General features: G+C 68.9%; 12 protein-coding genes. 5 read left to right on the forward strand and 7 right to left on the reverse strand.

The window, feature by feature from the left end; translation table 11 throughout:
• Position 1: 1 nt before the first annotated feature.
• The 5 genes from mbtD to EYZ64_RS20535 all read right to left on the reverse strand — a co-directional run bounded on the left by mbtD (position 2) and on the right by EYZ64_RS20535 (position 9,409).
• Positions 2 to 2,998 carry a mycobactin polyketide synthase MbtD gene (gene mbtD / locus EYZ64_RS20515; RefSeq protein ID WP_135456185.1) on the reverse strand — a complete coding sequence of 999 codons (2,997 nt, stop codon included), beginning with the start codon at positions 2,996 to 2,998 and terminating at the stop codon, positions 2 to 4.
• On the reverse strand, positions 2,995 to 4,323 hold the full coding sequence (locus EYZ64_RS20520) for a beta-ketoacyl [acyl carrier protein] synthase domain-containing protein (protein WP_135456187.1): 1,329 nt from the start codon (positions 4,321 to 4,323) through the stop codon (positions 2,995 to 2,997). The genes mbtD and EYZ64_RS20520 overlap by 4 nt, the downstream gene beginning before the upstream one ends.
• Complete coding sequence (locus EYZ64_RS20525) at positions 4,313 to 5,059, reverse strand: thioesterase II family protein (RefSeq protein ID WP_135456190.1); 747 nt, start codon at positions 5,057 to 5,059, stop codon at positions 4,313 to 4,315. The genes EYZ64_RS20520 and EYZ64_RS20525 overlap by 11 nt, the downstream gene beginning before the upstream one ends.
• On the reverse strand, positions 5,056 to 5,814 hold the full coding sequence (locus EYZ64_RS20530) for an AMP-binding protein (RefSeq protein ID WP_167857899.1): 759 nt from the start codon (positions 5,812 to 5,814) through the stop codon (positions 5,056 to 5,058). The genes EYZ64_RS20525 and EYZ64_RS20530 overlap by 4 nt, the downstream gene beginning before the upstream one ends.
• Before the next feature lie 61 nt (positions 5,815 to 5,875).
• Positions 5,876 to 9,409, reverse strand: coding sequence for a non-ribosomal peptide synthetase (locus EYZ64_RS20535; protein ID WP_135456194.1), 3,534 nt, complete (start codon positions 9,407 to 9,409; stop codon positions 5,876 to 5,878).
• Between the two features lie 94 nt (positions 9,410 to 9,503).
• Between EYZ64_RS20535 and EYZ64_RS20540 the strand changes: the two genes are divergently transcribed.
• The gene (locus EYZ64_RS20540; RefSeq protein WP_135456197.1) at positions 9,504 to 11,156 is read left to right on the forward strand and encodes a (2,3-dihydroxybenzoyl)adenylate synthase; all 1,653 of its coding nucleotides are present in this window, start codon (positions 9,504 to 9,506) and stop codon (positions 11,154 to 11,156) included.
• Between the two features lie 43 nt (positions 11,157 to 11,199).
• A complete protein-coding gene (locus EYZ64_RS20545) occupies positions 11,200 to 11,730 on the forward strand; it encodes a DEAD/DEAH box helicase family protein (protein ID WP_135456198.1) in 531 nt (176 codons plus the stop codon).
• Here EYZ64_RS20545 and EYZ64_RS20550 read toward each other — a convergent pair.
• Both EYZ64_RS20550 and hemW read right to left on the reverse strand, forming a co-directional pair.
• Positions 11,720 to 16,930, reverse strand: a complete 5,211-nt coding sequence (locus EYZ64_RS20550; RefSeq protein ID WP_135456200.1) for a type I polyketide synthase — start codon at positions 16,928 to 16,930, stop codon at positions 11,720 to 11,722. The two genes, EYZ64_RS20545 and EYZ64_RS20550, sit on opposite strands and share 11 nt — an antisense overlap.
• A 169-nt stretch (positions 16,931 to 17,099) precedes the next feature.
• The gene (hemW, locus tag EYZ64_RS20555) at positions 17,100 to 18,299 is read right to left on the reverse strand and encodes a radical SAM family heme chaperone HemW (RefSeq protein ID WP_135456202.1); all 1,200 of its coding nucleotides are present in this window, start codon (positions 18,297 to 18,299) and stop codon (positions 17,100 to 17,102) included.
• 248 nt (positions 18,300 to 18,547) lie between these two features.
• On the opposite strand from hemW, the gene EYZ64_RS32685 reads away from it, so the two are divergent.
• From EYZ64_RS32685 to EYZ64_RS20565, 3 genes are all read left to right on the forward strand, one after another.
• Positions 18,548 to 18,652 carry an Ms4527A family Cys-rich leader peptide gene (locus EYZ64_RS32685; protein WP_353653686.1) on the forward strand — a complete coding sequence of 35 codons (105 nt, stop codon included), beginning with the start codon at positions 18,548 to 18,550 and terminating at the stop codon, positions 18,650 to 18,652.
• A 125-nt stretch (positions 18,653 to 18,777) separates the two neighbouring features.
• Positions 18,778 to 20,454 carry a nitrite/sulfite reductase gene (locus EYZ64_RS20560; RefSeq protein WP_135456204.1) on the forward strand — a complete coding sequence of 559 codons (1,677 nt, stop codon included), beginning with the start codon at positions 18,778 to 18,780 and terminating at the stop codon, positions 20,452 to 20,454.
• Positions 20,451 to 21,164, forward strand: a complete 714-nt coding sequence (locus EYZ64_RS20565) for a phosphoadenylyl-sulfate reductase (RefSeq protein ID WP_135456206.1) — start codon at positions 20,451 to 20,453, stop codon at positions 21,162 to 21,164. Before EYZ64_RS20560 ends, EYZ64_RS20565 begins: the two co-directional genes overlap by 4 nt.
• Positions 21,165 to 21,170 lie beyond the last annotated feature (6 nt).

The raw sequence follows: 21,170 nt of genomic DNA on the forward strand, positions 1-21,170 counted from the left end.
GTCAGTCACGCGAAAATGCTTCCTTTTCAGGTCTTTCCAAATGCTCGATCAATTCGGCAGCGGTGGCGCCACCGAGGATGGTGGCCAGCGGCACTGATCGTCCGGTGGCCTTCTTGAGCTTCTTGCGCAGGTCGATTGCCAACAGTGAATCGACACCGAGATCCAGCAACGACATGTCGAAATCCAGTGCGGTGGTGTCGGCGAGCTTCAACACGGACCCCAGTGCGATCCGCATCGCGCCCGTGGCGTCAGCCCCATCGCTGACGGTTGTTTCGAGGGTGTCGCTGACCGTAACGGCGCGTTCTTCGTTGTCTCCGAGGAACGTCCGCAGCCGGTCGGCGTCGGCGGTGAACACCAGCGGATCGACCGGGTAGTCCCGCAGCCCGGCCTCGACCGCAAGGTCGGCCGGCATGGCTCGCAGCCCGGACCGTTCGACCTTACCGACCTCAGCCGCGTCGATGATGCCGTCGCCGAGCCACAGTCCCCACCGCACCGCGGTGCAGTGCCGGCCCTCGGCCCGCAGCTGCCCGCCGAGCGCGTCCAGCAGCCGGTTGGCGGCCGAGTAGGCGGCGTGGCCGTATCCGCCCCACAGGCCGGATACCGACGAGCACAACACGATCCGGGCGTCCGGGCGCAGCGGCCAGGCGGCCGCCAGGTTGGCCAGCCCGCTCACCTTGGCGGCGAAGGTATCCCGCACCGTCGCGCCGGTCAGCTCGCCGCCGGGGGCGAGGGTGGCGGATGCGGCCGCGTGAATCACCAGCGATGCCGGGCCGATCGCCAGCTCGGCGATGGTTGCGGCGATCTGTGCCGGGTCGGTGAGATCGCATCGGGGCGCGACGATCTCGGTCCTCCCGGCCGCCAGTGCGGCGACCTGCTGATCTTCCAGCCCGCTGCGGCTGAGCAACACGATGCGCCGCGCCCCCTGCTCAGCCAGATGGCGGGCATAGTGCAGGCCCACCGCGCCGGCTCCACCGGTGATGACCACCTCGTCGAAGATCCCCGACTCGGCGGTCCAGGACCGGGCGCCTGAGGTGTCGTCGCGCATCCCCCGCTGCCAGAGGGTTAGCCCGGAACCAGTGTCCCGCAGTGCGATATCGCTCGCGGTGCTGAGGATGGCGGTGATGGCCGCGGCGGCGGCGGCCGCGCCGAGGGGTGTGGGCGGCAGGTCCAGGCGCCGGAAGGTCTGGTCGGGGTGCTCGTAGCCCAGGCTGCGGTGCATCGCGGCCAGGGCGGCGGCCTCGGGCCGCGGCGAGTCCTCGTCGGAGACCTGCTCACCACCGACGGTGACCAGCCACACGTCGCGGGTCTCGGCGGCGATCGCCTCGACATAGCCGATCAGGCCGTCATCGATGCGGCGGCTCAAGGTTTCTGCCGCAGTCACGGTGTCGACCTCGTCTGACACCGGCGCCACCACGACCAGCAGGTCGGCGTCGGCAGGGGCGGCAGCGGTGGTTTCGGTGATCTCCTCGATCGCCCGGTTCAGTGCGGCCGCCGGTCCCTGCCCGGCCGCCAGGTCCAGCACCGCGACGCGGCGCGGCCCGGCCGGTGCGTTGAGCGGGGACACCGTCTCCCAGTGCTCCACACCCACCGTCACGCCGGCGACCGCAGGCAGCGGTTGCGGTGTCGCCCAGAGATGTTCGGCCCGCATCGGCGCGAACGGGAAATCGCGAAGCGATGTGGCGCCGTGGTTCGGGCGGTCGTCCCAGCGGTAGCCGGTGTCGGCCATGGCCACCGTGACGATGTTGGCACTGAGCCGCTCGGTGATCGGTTCGTCGCGCCGGCCCGACCCGACCATCACCACCGGACCGCCGGTGAGTTCGGCCGCGTCATCGAGCAGATCCCCCATCGCGAACAGCAGCGCCGGATGCGCCGAGAGCTCCACGAAGATCCGGGCCCCGCGCCGGGCTGCCGTCTCGATGGCCCGGTCGAAGCGCACGGTGCTGCGAAGATTCGTGTACCAGTAGTCGGCGAAACCGGTACCGGCCTCGACCACGTCAGCGGTGGCCGAGCCGATGAACTGCACCGGCGACTCACTGAATTGAGCTGCGGGAAGCATCGATTCGAGCTCGGCGCGGGCCGCGTCGAGCGCGGTGGTGTGCGCCGGGAACCACATCTCGATTTCCTTGGCGAACGATCCGCGGCCGGCCACAGCGGCCACGGCAGCCGCCACCGCATCGGTTTCCCCCGACACCGCGACCGATGACCGTGAGTTCACCACCGACAGCTCGAGCCAGCCCGGTGTCTCGGCCACCACTTTCGACGCTTCGTCGGGGGTGATCCCGAGCACCGCGACCCGGTAGGGACCCGTCAACCGGTCGAGTACGGTCGCGCGGGCGACCACCACGGCCACCGCCTCCGGCAGGTTGATGCTGCCGGCCACGTAGGCCGCCCCTATCTCCCCCAGGCTGTGGCCCACGGTGATATCGGGCAGCACACCACAGGAACGCCAGACCGCCGCCAGCGCCACACCGTGGACGAACTGGGCACCCTGAATCTGCACCTGGGAGAAATCGTTGGTGACGGCCCCCGAATCAGGTTCGGCCAGTAGGTAATCCAGCGGGGAGGCCGCACCGGCAGCCTCGAACTCGGCCGCACACTTGTCGACCTCGGCCCGGTAGACCGTCAGCCGGTCGTAGGCCTGCACGCCCATCGAGGGCCACTGGCTGCCCTGGCCCGGGAACACGAACGCGATACGCGCACTCGAACCCGATGCCGCAGAGCCGCCCTGTGCCCGGGTGACCAGCGGATGATCGGCGTCCTCGGCCAGTGCACGCAGGCCCGCCGCGAGTTCGTCACGGTCGGCGGCCCGCACGACAGCGCGGTGACGACGCAGACGCCGCGTGGACGCCACGGTGGCGGCGACGTCGGCGGCGCTCACCCCGGGACGCGCATCCAGATAGCGCAGGATGGCGGCGGCATCGGTGCCGATCAGTTCCTCTGCGTGCGCACTGAGCAGGACAGGTATGCGCCCGTCGGGCAGGGCGTCGACTTCGGTCATGCTGCGACCTCGGGAACCGAGATGATCGCGTGGGCGTTGGTGCCGCTCATCCCGAAGGCCGAGACCGCACCGATGCGCTGCCCGTCGACAGCCGGCCAATGGGTCAGCTTGGTGGCCAACCGCAAACCCTGTTTGTCCCAGTCGATCTCCCGGCTGACCTCGTCGACGTGCAAGGTGGCGGGGATGGACGCATGCTCGGCGGCCAGGATGACCTTGGCCAGGCCAAGCCCGCCCGCGGCGGCCTGCGAGTGACCGACGTTCGATTTCACCGACCCCAGCATGGCGCCGCCACCCGGGGCAGTCGCCCCGTATGTCTGTGCCAGCGAACGTAATTCGGTGCGGTCGCCGAGGCGGGTGCCCGTGCCGTGGCCTTCGATCATGCCGACGTCCTCCGGTCGCACTCCGGCCTGCTCGATCGCCTTGGCGAACAACCGCTGCTGAGCGCCGCCGCTGGGCGCGGTCAGACCGGTGGTCTTGCCGTCCTGGTTCACCGCGGTGGCGCGCACCTCGGCCAGGATGCGCCGACCGTTCCGTAGGGCCGCGGATCGGCGTTGCAGGACGAACATCGCCGCCCCCTCGGCCCACATTGTCCCGCTCGCGTGTGCGCTGTAGGGCCGGCAGTGCCCGTCGTCGGACAACGCGTGCTGTTTGGAGAACTCGACGAAGTACCCGGGTGTGCCCATCACGCAGACACCTCCGGTCAGCGCCATGTCGCAATCCCCCGCCCGTACCGCGGCCACGGCGGTGTGAAACGCGGTCAACGCAGACGAACACGAGGTGTCGATGGTCAGCGCCGGGCCGCACAGATCCAGCGTGTAGGCGATCCGGCCGGAAATGACGCCCAGCGAGGTGCCGGTGATCAGATGACCGCTGTGGTGGGAGAACTGCGACAGTGCCGGCCCGTACTCCAGGCCCGACGCACCGACGTAGCAGCCCACATCGTGCCCGGCCAGGTCGTCGGGGTTGATGCCGCTGTTCTCCAGTGCGCGCCATGCGATGCGCAGTCCGACGCGTTGCTGCGGATCCATCGCCACCGCCTCACGCGGTGAGATTCCGAAGAACGCGGGATCGAACACCGCTGCACTGGAAAGGAACCCGCCGAGGTCGTGAATCCGCTTGAATCCGTCACGGCGGGAGCCGTCCAACAGCTCGCGCACCGACCAGCCCCGATCGGTGGGAAAGCCGCCGAGCGCTTCACGTTGCTCGGTCAGCAGAGACCAGTAGCCGTCGGCGGTGTCGATCCCGCCGGGAGCCTCCAGCGCCATCCCCACGATCACCACCGGATCGACGGCGTCCAGCCCGGGAAGCTGGTGGCTAGAGCTCATTGACCAGCTCCGCCACATCCTCGAGTTGGGTGTTGAGATAGAAATGTCCGCCGTCGAACATCGAGCACGTGAAGGCCCCGCCGGTGTGAGATTCCCAGCGCCGCAACATGTCCTCGCTGATGCGGTGGTCGCGGTCGCCACCAAGGGCATAGATGTCGGCCGCGATCGTCACGTCGGCCTCACACGAGTACCGGTTGAACGCCGCGTAGTCGGCCCGCACCGCCATCAGCAGCAGTTCGACGAAATCCTCGTCGGCGAGCAGCGCCTCATCGGTGCCGCCGAGATCGACCATCTCGGCGAGGATCTCGGACTCGGCCATCGGCAGTGCGGGCGCGGCCGCCACCGCCGACGGCGCCTCGCTGGCCGACACCCAGAGGGCGTCTATCGCCACACCGTTGCGTTCTGCGATCCGCGCGAATTCGAAGGCCACCACGGCGCCCATGCAGTGTCCGAACAGCCGGATCGATCCGATGCCGGCCCAATCAGCCGCGTCGAACAGATCTTTGGCGAGATCGCCCACCGTAGGTGCGGCCGGATGCGACAGCCGGTCGCCGCGTTGCGGGTATTGCATGACGTAGGCGTCGGATCCGGCCGCGGCCAGCGCCATCCCGAATCCGCGGTAGGCCACTGCCGCTCCGCCGGCGTGCGGGAAAATCAGTGTGGCTGTTGAGCTTTGAGACCCTGGATAGCGCTTGACCCAGGGCTTGACGGTGATCTGGGTATCCGGCGGTGTCACGACGGCACAGCGGTGTCGAGAGCGGACACCGCATCCCGACGCCGTGCGGCCAGCGCGAAGCTGTTGATCCGCCGCTCGGGGTTGCGGCGCGGCGCATCATCGGCGACGACGACGCCTGCGCCCGCGGTCAGTGCCACCAGCACCATGAGGACCGGAGCCGCAGCACCGGTAGCCGCGAACGCGCCGATGCGGTCTTCGCCGCTGACACCGAGCCGGCCACTGAGTTCCAGGACCGCGTCGCGAGCGGCAGCGTGCGTCACCACCGCATATCCGCTGTCATCGAGCGATCCCAGGAAGGCAGGATCGGCCGGGCCCGAGCGCACCGGGGTGACGTCACCCGCGCGGGCGCCGATCCGCAGTGCTTCGGAGACGGTGAGCGCGGGCAGCCAGTTGGGTGGTCCGTCTCCCGTGAACAGGGCCATGCGCACGCCCGTGTGCTCCAGGATCGGCTCGGCCGGTTCGGCGGTGTCGATCGGAACGCAGACGCCGCCGGCCGCCAGGATGCCCAGCATGGCGATCACGGTGTCCAGGCCGGTGGGCCCCACGACGGCGACCCGGTCTCCGACGCGCACCCCGGCCACCGCGAGCGCGCCGGATACCGACAGCGCCTGCTCACGCAGTTGCCCGTAGGTCCAACGGGTTGTCGGTCCGGTCACCGCAATGTCGTCGGGCGCGACCTGCGCGTGCGCGAAGAACCCCTGGTGCAGCGGGTCGGCCGCCACTGCGTGCATGGTCTGCGTAGTCGTGCGACTCACGGCGTCCACAACGACCTCCTGACGATAAGCAAAGCCTGCCCTAACTGAAGTAACTCTAACCTTAGTTGCCGAACGCGGGTTCTGGGGCCGTGCGTTCCAACTCGGACGCCACATCTGCGCTGTCCATGCCCGCGACCTCGAGATACAGCTCGGAAACCAACTGCAGACGGTCCGATCCCGCCTCCCGGCCGGCCAGCAGCGCGGCCATCTCGGCGACCGTTCGGGCCGCGAAGACATCGGCGACCATGACGGTCGAGGTGTCCAGCCAGTCCCTGATCCGCGCCACCAGCTGAGTACCCAGCACCGAGTCCCCGCCGAGGGCGAAGAAATCGTCGTCGGCACCGACGCCGGACTGCTTGAGAACGTCGCCGACGATCGCGCACAGGGCCGTTTCCAGCGGGTCCGACGGCGCCCGGTACCCCCTGGCCTCGGGGGCGCCGACCGCCGAGAGCATCCGGACTGCCACCGTGCGGTCCGTCTTGCCCCGGGCGTAGGGAATCTCGTCGGCGACCAGAAGCACCTGCGGAACCATGTGCGCGGGTACCAGCTCGGCCAGTGCCGTGCGGATGACCTGAGCGACCGTCTCCGCATCCCTGCCGGCATCCAGGCCGGCCTCGTCCGCCCGCACCACCGCGCCGAGCAGATCGTGGCCGCCCTCGACCGGCACCAGCACCGCCACCGCCGCATCCACACCGGGAACCCGGCACAAGGCACCCTCGACCTCACCCAGCTCGATACGGAAGCCGCTGACCTTGATCCGGTGATCGGCCCGGCCGACGAATTCCAGTGTGCCGTCGGGCCAGGACCGCACCTGGTCTCCGGTGCGGTACCAGCGGCGCCCGTCGTACTCGACGAACCGTTCAGCGGTCAGGTCAGGACGGCCGCGGTATCCGCGGGCGATGCCGCGACCGCCGACCCACAGCTCACCCGGAACCCAGTCGGGGCAGTCCTGGCCCCGAGCGTCGACCACCCGGCAGCAGTTGTTGGTCAGCGGGACGCCGAACGGCACCGAGGTCCAGTGCGAGGGCAGCGCGTCGTCACCGGATCCGACTTCGAAGACCGTGTTGTGCGTCGCGGTCTCGGTGGCTCCGCCCAGCCCGGCGAAGCGCACCCGCGGCGACGCGGCGCGCAGTGCACGCACCAGGTCCGGACGCACCCAGTCCCCGCCGGTCGGTACCACCCGCAGCGACGACAGGGATTCACGCGCTCCGCCGGCAGCCACGAGCATCTCCAGCCAACCGGTCAGGAAGTGCAGGACGCTGACCTGGTGCTCGTCGATCAGCTTGACCCAGACGTCCGGATCGCGGCGGTGCTCCTCGTCGACGACCACCATCGAGCCACCCGAGCGGAAAGTCCCGTAGACGTCGATCACCGACAGGTCGCACTCCAGGTGGGACAACGCCAGACAGCGATCGGCCGGCCCGATCTCGAAATGGTCGTTGATGAACTCGATGGTGTTCATCGCCGCGTCGTGGGTGATCTCGACGCCCTTGGGCTCGCCGGTGGAGCCCGACGTGAACAACACGTACGCCAGATCTTCCGGCTTGACCTCGATCGGCTCGAAATGTGCCGGATCGCCGATGATCTCGGCGTCGGCAACGGTCAGGTGCGGCAGGTGGGGATGTTCCGACCCCGAACCACAGATCAGCGCGAAGTCGACTCCCCCGGTGTGCAGGATGCGTGCCGCCCGGTCGGCCGGCTGATCCACCCCGACCGGCAGATACGCGGCTCCGACCATCGAGACGGCCAGCAACGCGATGACCTGCTCGACGCTCTTCGGGCCCAGCACCGCGACCACCTCGCCCCGGCACACGCCGCGGGACTGCAGGGCGGCCGCCACGGCCAGCACCTTGTCCTCCAGCTCGCCGTAAGTGAGATTCCCGGCGCTGCTGAACACCGCGGGCGCGTCCGGGGTGGCGGCCGCGTTGGCCAGGAAACCGGTGTGCAGTACATCGCCGCTGGGCGCCGAGGCCGTCGCGTTCAGCTCCGCCCGCACCCGCCGCTGCTGCTCCGAGGCCGCGGGTGCATCAGGGGCATCCCAGGCCGCGTCGTCGGTGGCCAGGCGGCGCAGTTCGGCCAAGTGGTAAGCGAACATCGCCTCGGCCACGCCAGGCCGGAACGCCTCGACCCGGACGTCCCAGTTGATCATCAGGCCTTCGGCGATGGGGGTGGCCTGAGCGTCGATGAGCACCTGGGGTCCCTGCGAGATGGTCCAGACCGGCGCGCCGAAGTGGTCGGTGACGTCGCCGGCGAACAGATCGCCCAGCCCGAGCGCACTGGTGTAGACGATCGTGGCCAGCGTCTGGCTGCCACGGTGCCGGCTCACGTCGCGCAGCACATCGAGACCGGACACCGAGGAATGCGCAGCGGTGGCGTGCAGCGTCTCCTGCACCACCCGGGCCCGGGCCGCGGCGGTATCGGCTCCGGTCAGGTCGATGTCGAGCAACAGCGATGAGGTGAAGTCACCGACGAGCTTGTCCACATCGGGGTGATACGGCTCCCTGCCGAACATCGGCAGGTTGAGCAGGAACCGGGACTGGGTCGACCAGTGCGCCAGCGCATTGGCGTACGACGCCCCGACCGCCATGGCCGGGGTGATGCCGCGCCGGTGGGCCGCCGCGAACAATGCGTCGCGGGTCGGCACGTCGAGCGTCTCCCACAGCCGGATGCTGCGGTGCGGGTTGCTCTGATCGGACAGCGGAACCAGTGGCAGCACAGGCGGATCCGGCAGATCGGGCACGCGTTCGGCCCACCACTGCAGATCTTGCTCCGACGGCGGCGGCACCGAAGCCGTCAGCTGGGCCCGGTATTCGCGGTAGGTGTAGTCGAGATCCGGCAGATCGACGCCGCGGTACAACGCGGCCAGATCCGCCATGAAGTTGCGGTAGCTCACCGCGTCCGCGCACTGCATGTCCATGTCGACATGGAGACGGCTACGTCCACCGGGCAGCAGAGACAGGCTCAGCTGCAGCACCTCCTCGTGCAGCATCTGATGGGACTTGGATTCCCTGGTCAGCTCCAACTGCGCTTGTGCCGCAGCCTCATCCAGGTCACGTAGGTCGTACACGGTGACGGGCAGCGGGCGGTCACCGATCCGCTGGGTGCCGTCGGGCAGGATCTCGACCCGCAGCATCGGGTGGCGCGCAGCAAGTTTCGCCGCCGCCGTCTGCAGTCGCTGCGGATCGACACCGGCACCGTCGAATTCGACGTACAGGTGGGCACCGACTCCGCCGAGCTGCTGATCCTGGTTGCGGCCTATCCAGAAGGCGTGCTGGATGGGCGCCAGCGGGAAGGGTTCGCCGTCATCACCGGCGGCCCCACCAATTTCGGGACCGGGGTCCCGGGTCGGGGCGTCCGGAGAATGCTCGGCGACCAGGCCGATCCAGGCGGCGACGGTGGGATTGGCCGCCAGGGCGGCGAATCCGACATTGATGCCCTGCTTACGCCAGCGGCCCGACAGCGACATCATCCGGATCGAATCGAGCCCGGAAGCGATCAGGTCGGCGTCGGGATCGACATCGTCAGGGCTGACCCCCAGGAGTTCGGCGACCTCGTCGCGGACCGTCCGGGAACTCGTCGCCACCACGCTCACCATCCTTCAAACAATTAGTAAAGGCTGCCCTAACTTAGCGGAGGTTACCCTATATTCGATCTGCCGACACACTTACCCAAGGGGAGTCAGAACACCGATGACCACCGGTTTTGACCACGAACAGGCCGAGCTGGCAAACGGATTCGCACCGTTCCCAGAGGACCGCGCCGAGGTGTACCGCCAGGCCGGGTACTGGCAGGGCAAAGCGCTCGACAGCATCCTGCGCGAGGCCGCGCAGCGTTGGCCGGACAAGCCGGCCGTCGTCGACGCCACCGGTGGCCACACCTTCGCCGAGTTGGACGCACTCGCCGATCGCATCGGCGCGGCACTCGCCGCCCGGGGCATCGCCCCCGGCGACCGCGTCCTGGTGCAGCTGCCGAACACGCGCGAATTCGCGGTCGCCACTTTCGGTTTGCTTCGCGCCGGAGCGGTCCCGGTGTTGTGCCTGCCCGGTCACCGGTCGGCCGAGTTGGGGCACTTCGCCGAGGTCAGCGGAGCCGTCGCACTGGTGATCCCCGACATCATCGCCGGCTTCGACCACCGCGAGCTGGCGGCTCAGCTCGTCGCTGAACACCCGCGGTTGCGTCACGTCCTCGTCGACGGCGACCCCGGCAGCTTCCAATCCTGGTCGGCCCTCAAAGATTTCGACGACTCGGGACCGCCGAACGTCACCGTCGACACCAGCGGTCCGGCCGTACTCCTGGTGTCCGGCGGAACGACCGGGCTGCCCAAGCTCATCCCCCGCACCCACGACGACTACCTCTACAACGCCGCGGCGTGCGCACAGGCCTGCGAAATGGTGCACGACGACGTGTATCTGGCGGTACTGCCCGCCGGGCACAACTTTCCGTTCGCCTGCCCCGGCCTGCTCGGCTCCATGACCGTCGGGGCAACGACCGTCTACACCGATGACCCCAGCCCTGAATCCGCCTTCGCTCTGATCAACAGCCACGGCGTCACGGTGACCGGACTCGTCAACGCCCTGGCCAAGCTGTGGACCCAGGCCTGCGACTGGGAACCGATATTGCCGACGTCACTGCGCGTGGTCCAGGTGGGCGGATCACGGATGTCGCCGAAGGAGGCCCGCTTCATCCGTCAGGGGCTGAGCCCGGGACTGCAGCAGATCTTCGGAATGGCCGAGGGGATGCTGAATTTCACCCGGCCCGGCGACCCGGTGGACGTGGTGGAGAACACCCAGGGCCGGCCGATGTCACCGCACGACGAGATGCGGGTGGTCGACGAGGACGGCCATGAGGTTGCGCCCGGACAGGAAGGGGAGCTGCTGGTGCGCGGCCCCTACACACTCAACGGTTATTACCGCGCCGAGGAGGCCAACTCCCGGTCCTTCAGCCCCGACGGGTTCTACCGCACCGGGGACCGGGTCCGGATCTTCACCGACGGGCCGCGCGCGGGCTACGTCGAGGTGACCGGCCGGATCAAGGACGTCATCCACCGTGGCGGCGAGACGGTGTCGGCCACCGACCTCGAGGACCACCTGCTGACGCACCCGGCGGTGTACGCGGCTGCCGCCGTGGCGCTTCCCGACGACTACCTCGGCGAAAAGATCTGCGCCGCGGTGGTTTTCAAGGGCGCACCGATCACCCTGATCCAGCTCAACGAGTTCCTGGACCAACGCGGGGCATCGGTTCACGCCCGGCCCGACGTGCTAGTCCCGATGTCGACGCTGCCCACCACGGCGGTGGGCAAGGTCGACAAGAAGAAGCTCGTGACGTCGCTGCCCCTCGGCTGAAAATGTCTCGCGCCTGCCGCCGCCATGGACGACACTGCCCGACATGACCAGCGAGGTGGTATTCATCGGCGGGCGATCCGGGACCGGCAAGACCAGCACCAGCTTTGAGATGCACGCCCGGTTGGGCGTCGCGGGCGTCTCTCACTGTCTGATCGACGGCGACCTCCTCGACATGGCTTACCCCGCCCCGTGGGAACACAAGCTCGCCGAACAAAACCTCGCAGCGATGTGGGCAAATTACCGCGCACTGGGCTATCGCCGGTTGATCTACACCAATACCGCCTGCGTCCTACCAGACGTCGTCGAACACCTCACCACCGCGATGGGCGACAAACCCACCGTCCTCACCATCCTGCTCACCTGCACCGATACCACAGCCCGAAAACGTCTCAGCCAGCGCGAAATCGGCTCGACGCTCGATCAACACCTCGCGTCCAGTTCCCACATGAACGACCGCCTGCGGGCCGGCGCCGCGGCCACAACACACCAGATCCCCACGGACGGTCGCAGCGTCTCCGATATCGCCGCGGAAATCATCAGCCTGACAGGCTGGGCGGCCACCGCTACGCCTTGACCTCACAGCCCATCCCAGCCTCCAGCAGCTCGATGATCCTGGCCGTCACGGCGGCTGCGGTGGGATGCTCCCACAACAGGGTCGGCGGCAGCGACAGCCCGGTCTGCTTCTCCAGCTGGCGGCGCAGCCGCACCGTCATGATCGAGTCGACGCCCAATTCCACCAATGGCAGGTCGACGTTCACGTCGGACTCCGCGAGCCCCAATTGACTTGCCACCGCGGTCAACACATGGGCCGCCACCTGATCGGGATCGAACTCCCCCGTGCTCGACGAGGGCGGCTCCGATGCGTCGTCGGGTTCTTCCTCGGGTGCGACATCCGCAAGGATCGGCACCGCGGCGGCCGCGGGAAGGACCGGTAGCACCACGATGTTGGCCGCATCCTCACGCATCGCCAGGTCGAGCGCGCCCATCGCGTCGTCGGCGCCGACGGTGCCCATGCCGAGTGCATCGAGTTGCGCCGCCACGAACTCCGATGCCGAGCCCATCCCCAGCCCACGCCACGCCGTCCAGGCGACGGCGGTGGTCCGGTCGCCCAGACTGCGCCGGTGCCGGGCCATTCCGTCCAGGAACGAGTTGGCGCAGCCATAGGCGCCCTGCCCCGGGAACCCGGCCAGGTAGCCACATGACGAGAACAGCACCATCCAGTCGAGCTGCTCGGGCGGGAACACCTCGTGCAGCACGAGTGTCCCCTGCACCTTCGGATGCATGGCGGCGGCGAACTCGTCGGATGTCGTGTTCATCAGCAGCGCACCGGCTTCCACGCCGGCGGCGTGGATGACACCGTGCACCGGCGGCAGCGGGCGCAACACGTCCCGCAGGGCGTCGGCCGATCCGGGCGCACCGACGTCGACCGCGGCGACGGTGACCGACACCCCACGATCCTCGAGTGCGGTCACCGCACGGACCGCCGCCGACTGCTCGCCGGCCGCCCAGGCCGAACGGTCGCCCAGGCCCGAGCGGGACAGAAGCACGAGACGGCGGGCACCGAGATCGGCCAAACGCTGAGCCATCTGCAGACCGAGCACGCCGGTGCCGCCGGTGATCAGATAGGTGCCCCCCGGTGCGCACCGCATCGGGCTCGCCTGCACCGTCGCGGCCGAACCCGAACCCGAAGCGGAGAGGCGGGCGGCCAACGCCACCCCGTCGCGAACCACCAGCACACCATGTCCGGCCAGCGACCCCAGCGCGTCGAGTGGCAGGCGTCCGTCGGCCACGTCGACGACACCGCCCCACAACTGCGGGTGCTCGGCCGCGGCGACCCGGCTCAGACCCCACAGCGGTGCGTGGGTCACGTTGGCGCCTTCATGGACGCCGACGGTGAGCGCCCACAGCCGCGCCGACAGACCCAGGCGCTGCTGCAGGGCCAACGTCCCGGTCACCAGGTCGACGGCAGCCCCGGGTGAGTCATCGTCGCGCGGCAACACCAGCACGACCGGGGCGTCGCCGAGTTCGCTTGGTAATGAGCCGAATTCGATGCTCGACTCCAGTTCGGCGGGGTCTTCCACCGCCAGGTAGGGCACGGCGGCCGCGGTCAGGTCGTTGACCGCGGTTTCCAGCCGGTCGACATCTCCGCCGACCAGCACCACCCCACTGGGCGACCGCCCGCCGCGAGCCGACACCGGATGCCACGACACCTGGTGCACGATCCGGCGGACGTCGGTCGCCGACGCAGCGCGCCCCGGATTCTCCAACTCCTCGAAGGCCATCCCACCGATCGACAACAGCACCGACCCGGACTCGTCGGTGATCGCCACGTCGGTGGTGGTGGTACCGGGCCTGCGCCGCACCGACAGCATCGCGGTCGCCGGCGGCGCGCCAAGTACGTGCACCCGTTCGATCCGGGCAGGCATCCGCAGCCGCGGCGGGCCGTCGAAGCTCGTCGAGGCGGCCGAGGTGGCCGCGTCCATCAGCGAGGCCCAGGTGCTGGGCTGCGCGCCGTCGGACCCCGAGCTCACCCGGGCCAGCAGTTCGCCTTCACCGCGGCGCAGATCCTTGATGTCCCAACCGAATCCCATGGCGGCAACCCCGAGTTCGGCCAGGGAGTCGATCACATGCCGCGCCGGCAGGGCCTCGGTGCAGCGCACACGGGCCGCAGCCAGGTCGATGGCCGGTGCGCCACCGTCGTCCGCACCGTCATCGAGAGCGACCACCGCACTGCTGTGCGTCAGCCACCCGCCGCCCTGGTCCTCGGTGGCATCCGCCAACCGCGAGGCCAGGGTCAGCTCGCGGTCGGCCAGCACCACCTGAAGATCGCGGGCGCGGGCCGGGGCCACGGGCGTGCGCAGCCGGATGTCCGTCAGCCCGGCGCCACCACCGGCCGCCGCCAGAAAGGTATTCAGCAGTACTGCGGCAGGCACGATTTCGGTGCCCTGCACCGGGTGGTCCCCCGGGTACGGCCGATTGTCGAAGTCCAGCCGGGTCTGCCACATCCGGGTGGCGACGGTTCCGGCCACGTCGGTGCGGCCGCCCAGCAGGGTGTGAACGGTGGTGTCGTGCACCGCACGCCCGCCGGGCGCGGCGGAAGGCACCCGCCAGAAGTGCCGGTGCTGCCATTGGGTGACCGGGAGGTCGGCGGCCCACGGATCGGTCTCGGCGACACCATGTTCGACATCGGCGCCGTGGCAGTACAGCGAGGCGACCGCGGTCGTGACGGCCGTCGACTCGGGCGCGTCACGACGCAGCAGCGGGATGACGGCGTGGTCGTCGACGCCCAGGTGCAGCAGCGTCTCGACGGTCGAGTGCGACACCACGGGATGGGCGGACACCTCAAGGAACAGCCGGTGTCCGTCCTCTGCCGCCGCCGCGACGGCCTCGGCGAACCGGACCTGCCCGCGCAGGTTGCGCACCCAGTAGTCGGCGTCCCTCGACGCAGTGGAGCGGGGATCGGGCAAAGCCGTGGTGTAGAGCGGGATCACCGCATCCCGGGCCGGATCGAGCCCGGCGACGTTCTCGGCCAGGGCGTCGGTCAGATCGTCCATCGCAGGACTGTGGAATGCCACGTCGGTATTCACCCGGCGCACCACGATGCCCTGCTCACCCCAGGACTGGCAGACCTCCTCGACGGCGTCGGTGAGACCCGAGATGACACAGGATTCCGCCGATGCGCTGATGGCCGCCACCACATCGGTGCGGCCGGTCAGCCGCTGCGCGGCCTCGGCGAACGGCAGACGCACCAAAGCCATGGCGCCGCAACCCATCACGGATCGGAAGCCGCGGGCCCGGTAGCAGGCCACGGCGGCGCCCTGACGCAACTCGAACACCCCGGAGACCACGCAGGCCGCCACCTCGCCGACCGAGTGACCGATCACCGCGGCCGGACGCACTCCCCGCTGCTCCAGTACCGCGGCCAGTCCGACCTGCATGGCGAAGGTGAGCGCCTGGATCCGGTCGGTGCCGCCGAGCTCTCCCGTGCTCAGCGCCTCGCGCGCGGAGAACCCGAGCTCGCGCCCGAATACCTCGTCGACTTCGTCGATGACACGGGCGAAAGTTGGTTCGGCCGTGAGCAACTCACGACCCATTCCGGCCCAGTGCGAACCGTGTCCGGAGAACACCCACACCGCGTCGGCGACCTGACCGCCCGGGAGTTCGCCGGTGACCACGCCAGCGCCGGAATCCCCATGGGACAGTGCGTCGAGGCCGGCGATCAGTTCATGCCGATGTTCGGCGACGACCGCGGCCCGGACCGGTTCGTGCGTACGCCGGGTCCACAATGTGGCGGCCACCGGTGCCAGGTCCTGATGGCCTGCCCGCAGATGATCGGCCAGCGCTTCGGCCTGGCGGGCCAGCCGCTGCGGAGAGCGCGCCGAGAGCGGGACGATCACCGGACCGGACGCGTGCGGCGTCATGTTCTGTTGCGCCGGAGCCTCTTCGAGCAGGACATGCGCAATGGTGCCGCCGTAGCCGTAACTGCACACCGCGGCCCGACGCGGGGTATCGGTGCGTGCCCAGGGTTCGACCTCGATGGGCACCCGAAGCCCGCTGTTGGCCCAGTCCACCGCGCCGGTGAGTTGCCGCAGCCCGGCGGTGGGCGGGATCGCCTCATGATGCAGGGCCAGGACCGTTTTGATCAGTCCCATCACGCCGGCGCCGCCTTCGAGGTGGCCGATGTTGGGTTTGACCGACCCGACGCGGCACCGGTCCGCCTCGGCCCGCCCGACGCCGTACACCTCGGCCAGCGCCTCCACCTCGGTGGGATCGCCTGTGGGAGTGCCGGTTCCGTGCGCCTCGATATAGCCGACGCCGGCCGGGTCGACGCCCGACATCGCGCAGGCGCGGCGGAACATGTCCGCCTGCGCGGCACCGTTGGGCGACATGATGCCCACCGTGCGCCCGTCCTGCGCAGTGGCACCACCACGCACCACGGCCAGGATTCGGTCACCGTCGCGTTCGGCGTCCGCAAGTCGTTTGAGCACCACCACGCCGGCACCCTCACCGCGCCCGTAACCGTCCGCGGCGGCATCGAAGGTCTTGCACCTGCCGTCGGGGGCCGTGGCCCCGGCCTCGTCGAGGACCCGGGTCAGGCCCGGGCCGATCAGCGCGCTGACCCCGCCGGCCAGGGCCAGCGACGTCTCGCCGGCACGCAGCATCTGGCAGGCCTGGTGCACCGCGACCAACGAGGCCGCGCATGCGGCGTCCAACGCCACGCTCGGGCCGCGGAGATCGAGCAGATGCGAAACCCGGTTGGCGATACCGCACAGCGAGGTCCCGATGCCGGTCCACGCGTCGATCCCGGGCAGGTCTTCCATGATCAATTTGCCGTAGTCGTCGGAGTTGACGCCCATCAGCACCGCGGTGTCGCTGCCGGCCAGCGCCCTCGGCGACACCCCGGCGTGTTCGAGTGCCTCCCAGCTGACCTCGAGCGCCAGCCGCTGCTGGGGGTCCATCACCTCGGCCTCGCGCGGTGACACCCCGAAGAACTCGGCGTCGAAGCCGGCCAGATCATCGAGGAAGGTGCCCAGTCGGGTGACCTCGCGCAGCACCGCGGCATTGCGCGGATCACGCCGCAGGTAAGGCTCCCAGCGTTCTTCGGGCACCTCGGTCACGTGGCTGCGCCCCTCGACCAGGAAATTCCAGAACTCCGCCGGTGTCGCAACATTGCCCGCGACGCGGCAGCCGATGCCGATCACGGCGATCGGTTCCGGAGGCTTGCCGCTGGCGTACCACCTGGGTGAATGCCGCCCGTCGTGTGTCACGCTCATCCTCAGCGAACACCCCCGCGGGCAAACCAAGAGTGGCTAGCCTTGCCTAAGTTTTGGAGCGACATGCGCACCATGCTCGCATAACGATGCAAGGCATTGGGACGTCCGCGCGCCTCGCCAGTCCCGGGTGAGCAAGGTCACCCACGGTGCCGCCACACCCGCCCGATGGCTATCCGAGCAGAGTGCGCACCACTCCATCGGCGAGCAGCCTCCCGCGATCGGTGAGAATCAGCCGATCGCCGTGAACTGCCACCAACTCACCGGCGAGCACCTCGGGAACCCGGGAACGCTCATCCTCGGTGAGGTCGGCCAGTGCCAGGCCATGCCGCAACCTCAGCCGCAGCATCACGTCCTCCAGATGCCGGTCGGTCTCGTCGAGCTCCTCAGAATCGGCGATGGGCAATCGCTCATCGGTCAACGCTTGCGCATAAGCATTGGGATGCTTGACATTCCACCACCGGGTGGCACCCAGGAAGCCGTGCGCCCCCGGTCCGGCGCCCCACCACTCGCCACCGTCCCAATAGCCGAGGTTGTGCCGGCACTCCCCACCCTCGCGGCTCCAGTTGGACACCTCGTACCAGTGCAGACCGGCCGCCGCCAGCCGTGCGTCGAGCAGTTCATAGCGCTGCGCGAGCACGTCGTCGTCGGGGCGGGCGATCTCGCCCCGGCGCACCCGGCGGGCCAGCGCAGTGCCGTCCTCGACGATCAACGAGTACGCGGACACGTGGTCCACACCGGCACCCACCGCGACGTCGATCGACCGTCGCAGATCGTCGTCGGTCTCCCCCGGCGTGCCGTAGATCAGGTCGATGTTGACGTGCTCGAATCCCGCGGCCCTGGCCTCCAGCGCCGCCGCAGGCGCCCGGCCCGCGGAGTGCTTGCGGTCCAGCACCGCCAGTACCTGCGGCGCGGCCGACTGCATGCCCAGAGACACCCGGGTGAAGCCGGCCTCACGCAACGTCGCGAACATTTCCGGGGATGTGGACTCCGGGTTGGCCTCGGTGGTCACCTCGGCGTCGACGGCCAGTTCGAAGTTGTCGCGGACCGCGCCCAGCACCGCGGCGAGGCCGGCACCACCGAGCAACGAGGGGGTGCCACCGCCCACGAACACCGTCTGCACCGGCACGGAACCGACCGTTGCTGCGGCCAACCGAAGCTCGACGCGCAACGCAGCCAGCCAGCCAGCCGGGGTTGCACCCCCGGGCGGGCCGGGCACGTCGGCAGAATCCAATTCGGCCGGCGTATAGGTGTTGAAGTCGCAGTATCCGCACCGAGTCGCGCAAAACGGCACGTGAATGTAGATGCCGAACGGCCGCTCCCGGTCCGACGAAGCCGGCGGTAGGTGGGCCGACTCGGCATGAACCGTCATCCCCCCAGTGTGACTCGGCGGCGGCGGACAGGACCACCCGGATTCCAGCTGGCGGGGTCGAGAAATGGATGACAGCACCAACGACACCGCCGGCGATCCGGGCCACCGTGGGTACCACGAAGTTCCATCACCCACCCGAGGAGAGCCATGCACGCCGGACAACGCCTGTGCCAGGAGCAGCGACGACTTTTGCTCACCCTGAGCGCAAATATGGCCCGGTTAGGGCAGGTGGCGACAATCGTGGCAGAATGTCGGGCGTGACTGCCGCCCACAACAGCTCCACCCGCATTGCGCTGGTGGCTCGTCGGCACGTCGATTTCAAGCGCGTATGTAGCTGTTGCTGTCTGCCTTGATCCCGCGTTGATTTCGGAACCCGCCCGCCCAAAACATTCAGCTGGCCGCCGGATCTGCGCCGCCGGACAGCCCACCCGGTGATCAGCGCATTCCAGCGGCCGGTTCCATAAGAGGAGCCAAAGCCATGACCGAGGTTCAAGCCACACCGCGCCCAGCGAAGACTCGTGATGAGGGCCAGTGGGCGCTGGGTAGCCGCGACCCACTGAACCCCAACGAGGTGTTCAAACAAGAGGACGACGCCCTCAACGTGCGGGCCCGCATCCTTGACGTCTACTCGAAGCAGGGCTTCGACAGCATCGACAAGACCGACCTGCGCGGCCGGATGCGCTGGATGGGCCTGTACACCCAGCGTGAGCAGGGCTACGACGGCACCTTCACCGGTGACGACAATGCCGACCTGCTGGAGGCTCCGTATTTCATGATGCGGGTGCGCTCCGACGGCGGCGCGCTGACAGCGAAGTCGCTGCGCACCCTGGGCGAGATCTCGATCGAGTTCGCCCGCGACACCGCCGATATCACCGATCGGGAGAACATCCAGTACCACTGGATCCGCATCGAGGACGTTCCGGAGATCTGGCGCCGGCTGGAAGAGGTCGGACTGCAGACCACCGAGGCGTGCGGCGACTGCCCCCGCGTTGTCCTGGGTTCACCGCTGGCCGGTGAGTCCCTCGACGAGGTGCTCGACCCGTCTCCCGCGCTCGAGGAGATCGTCCGCCGCTACATCGGCAACCCGCTGCTGTCGAACCTGCCGCGCAAGTTCAAGACCGCGATCTCCGGCCTGCAGGATGTTGCGCACGAGATCAACGATGTGGCGTTCATCGGCGTCAACCACCCCGAGCACGGCCCCGGCCTGGATGTCTGGGTCGGCGGTGGCCTGTCGACCAACCCGATGCTGGCCCAGCGACTGGGCGTCTGGGTGCCGCTGGACGAGGTGCCCGACGTCTGGGAGGGCGTCACCTCGATCTTCCGTGACTACGGCTACCGCCGGCTGCGCAGCAAGGCCCGGCTGAAGTTCCTGGTCAAGGACTGGGGCGTAGAGAAGTTCAGGGAGGTTCTCGAGACCGAGTACCTCAAGCGCAAGCTGATCGATGGCCCTGCGCCCGAGCAGGTGCCCCACAACATCGACCACGTCGGCGTGCAGAAGCTCAAGAACGGCCTCAACGCCGTAGGTGTCGCACCGATCGCGGGCCGGGTGTCCGGCACCATCCTGACCAAGGTCGCCGATCTGGCCGAGGCCGCCGGCTCCGATCGGATCCGGTTGACCCCCTACCAGAAGCTGATCGTGCTCGACGTCCCCGACGACAAACTGGCCGAACTGCGCGCCGGCCTGGATGAGCTGGGGCTGTCCTCGACCCCGTCGCGCTGGCGGCAGAACGTGATGGCCTGCACCGGTATCGAGTACTGCAAGCTGTCCTTCGCCGAGACCCGGGTCCGGGCGCAGAGCCTGGTGCCCGATCTGGAGGAGCGCCTCGCCGACCTGAACTCGACGCTGGACGTGCCGGTGACCGTCAACCTCAACGGCTGCCCGAACTCGTGCGCCCGCATCCAGATCGCCGACATCGGCTTCAAGGGGCAGATGATCGACGACGGCAACGGACCCGAGGAAGGTTTCCAGGTGCATCTGGGCGGCAGCCTCGGCCTGGACAGCGGCTTCGGACGCAAACTGCGCCAGCACAAGGTGTCGTCCAGCGAACTCGGCGACTACGTCGAGCGGCTCGTTCGCAACTTCGTGAAACAACGCGAGGACGGCGAGCGTTTCGCCCAGTGGGCCGTTCGTGCCGACGAGGCTGATTTGCGATGAGTGCAGAGGTGAGTGGGTTGACTGAGACCGAGCTGAAGGAACTGGCCGAGCAGGGCGCGGCCGAGCTGGCCGACGCCGGCGCCGAGGAGCTGTTGCGCTGGACCGACCAGCACTTCGGTGGCAACTACGTGGTGGCCTCGAACATGCAGGATGCGGTGCTGGTCGAGATGGCGGCCAAGGTGCGCCCGGGCGTCGACGTGCTGTTCCTGGACACCGGATACCACTTCGCCGAGACCATCGGCACGCGTGACGCCGTGGAGCAGGTGTACGGCGTGAACGTGGTCAACGTCCGCCCGGAGAACACGGTTGCCCAGCAGGATGACCTGCATGGCAAGGACCTGTTCGCCCGCGACGCCGCCTCCTGCTGCCGGATGCGCAAGGTCGAGCCGCTGGGCAAGGCACTGGCAGGCTACACCGCCTGGGTCACCGGTATCCGCCGGGTCGAGGCGCCGACCCGCGCCAACGCCCCGCTGATCAGCTGGGACAGTGCTTTCGGCCTGGTCAAGATCAACCCGATCGCGGCCTGGTCCGACGACGAGATGCAGGCCTATATCGAGGCCAACGACATCCTGGTCAATCCTCTGGTCCACGAGGGCTATCCGTCCATCGGATGCGCACCGTGCACGAGCAAGCCGGCGGAGGGCGCCGATCCGCGCAGCGGCCGGTGGGCCGGTCAGACCAAGACGGAGTGCGGGCTGCACGCCTCGTGAGGAAGC

This window comes from Mycobacterium sp. DL99, from assembly GCF_004762045.1.
In the GTDB taxonomy this organism is placed as follows: Bacteria; Actinomycetota; Actinomycetes; order Mycobacteriales; family Mycobacteriaceae; genus Mycobacterium.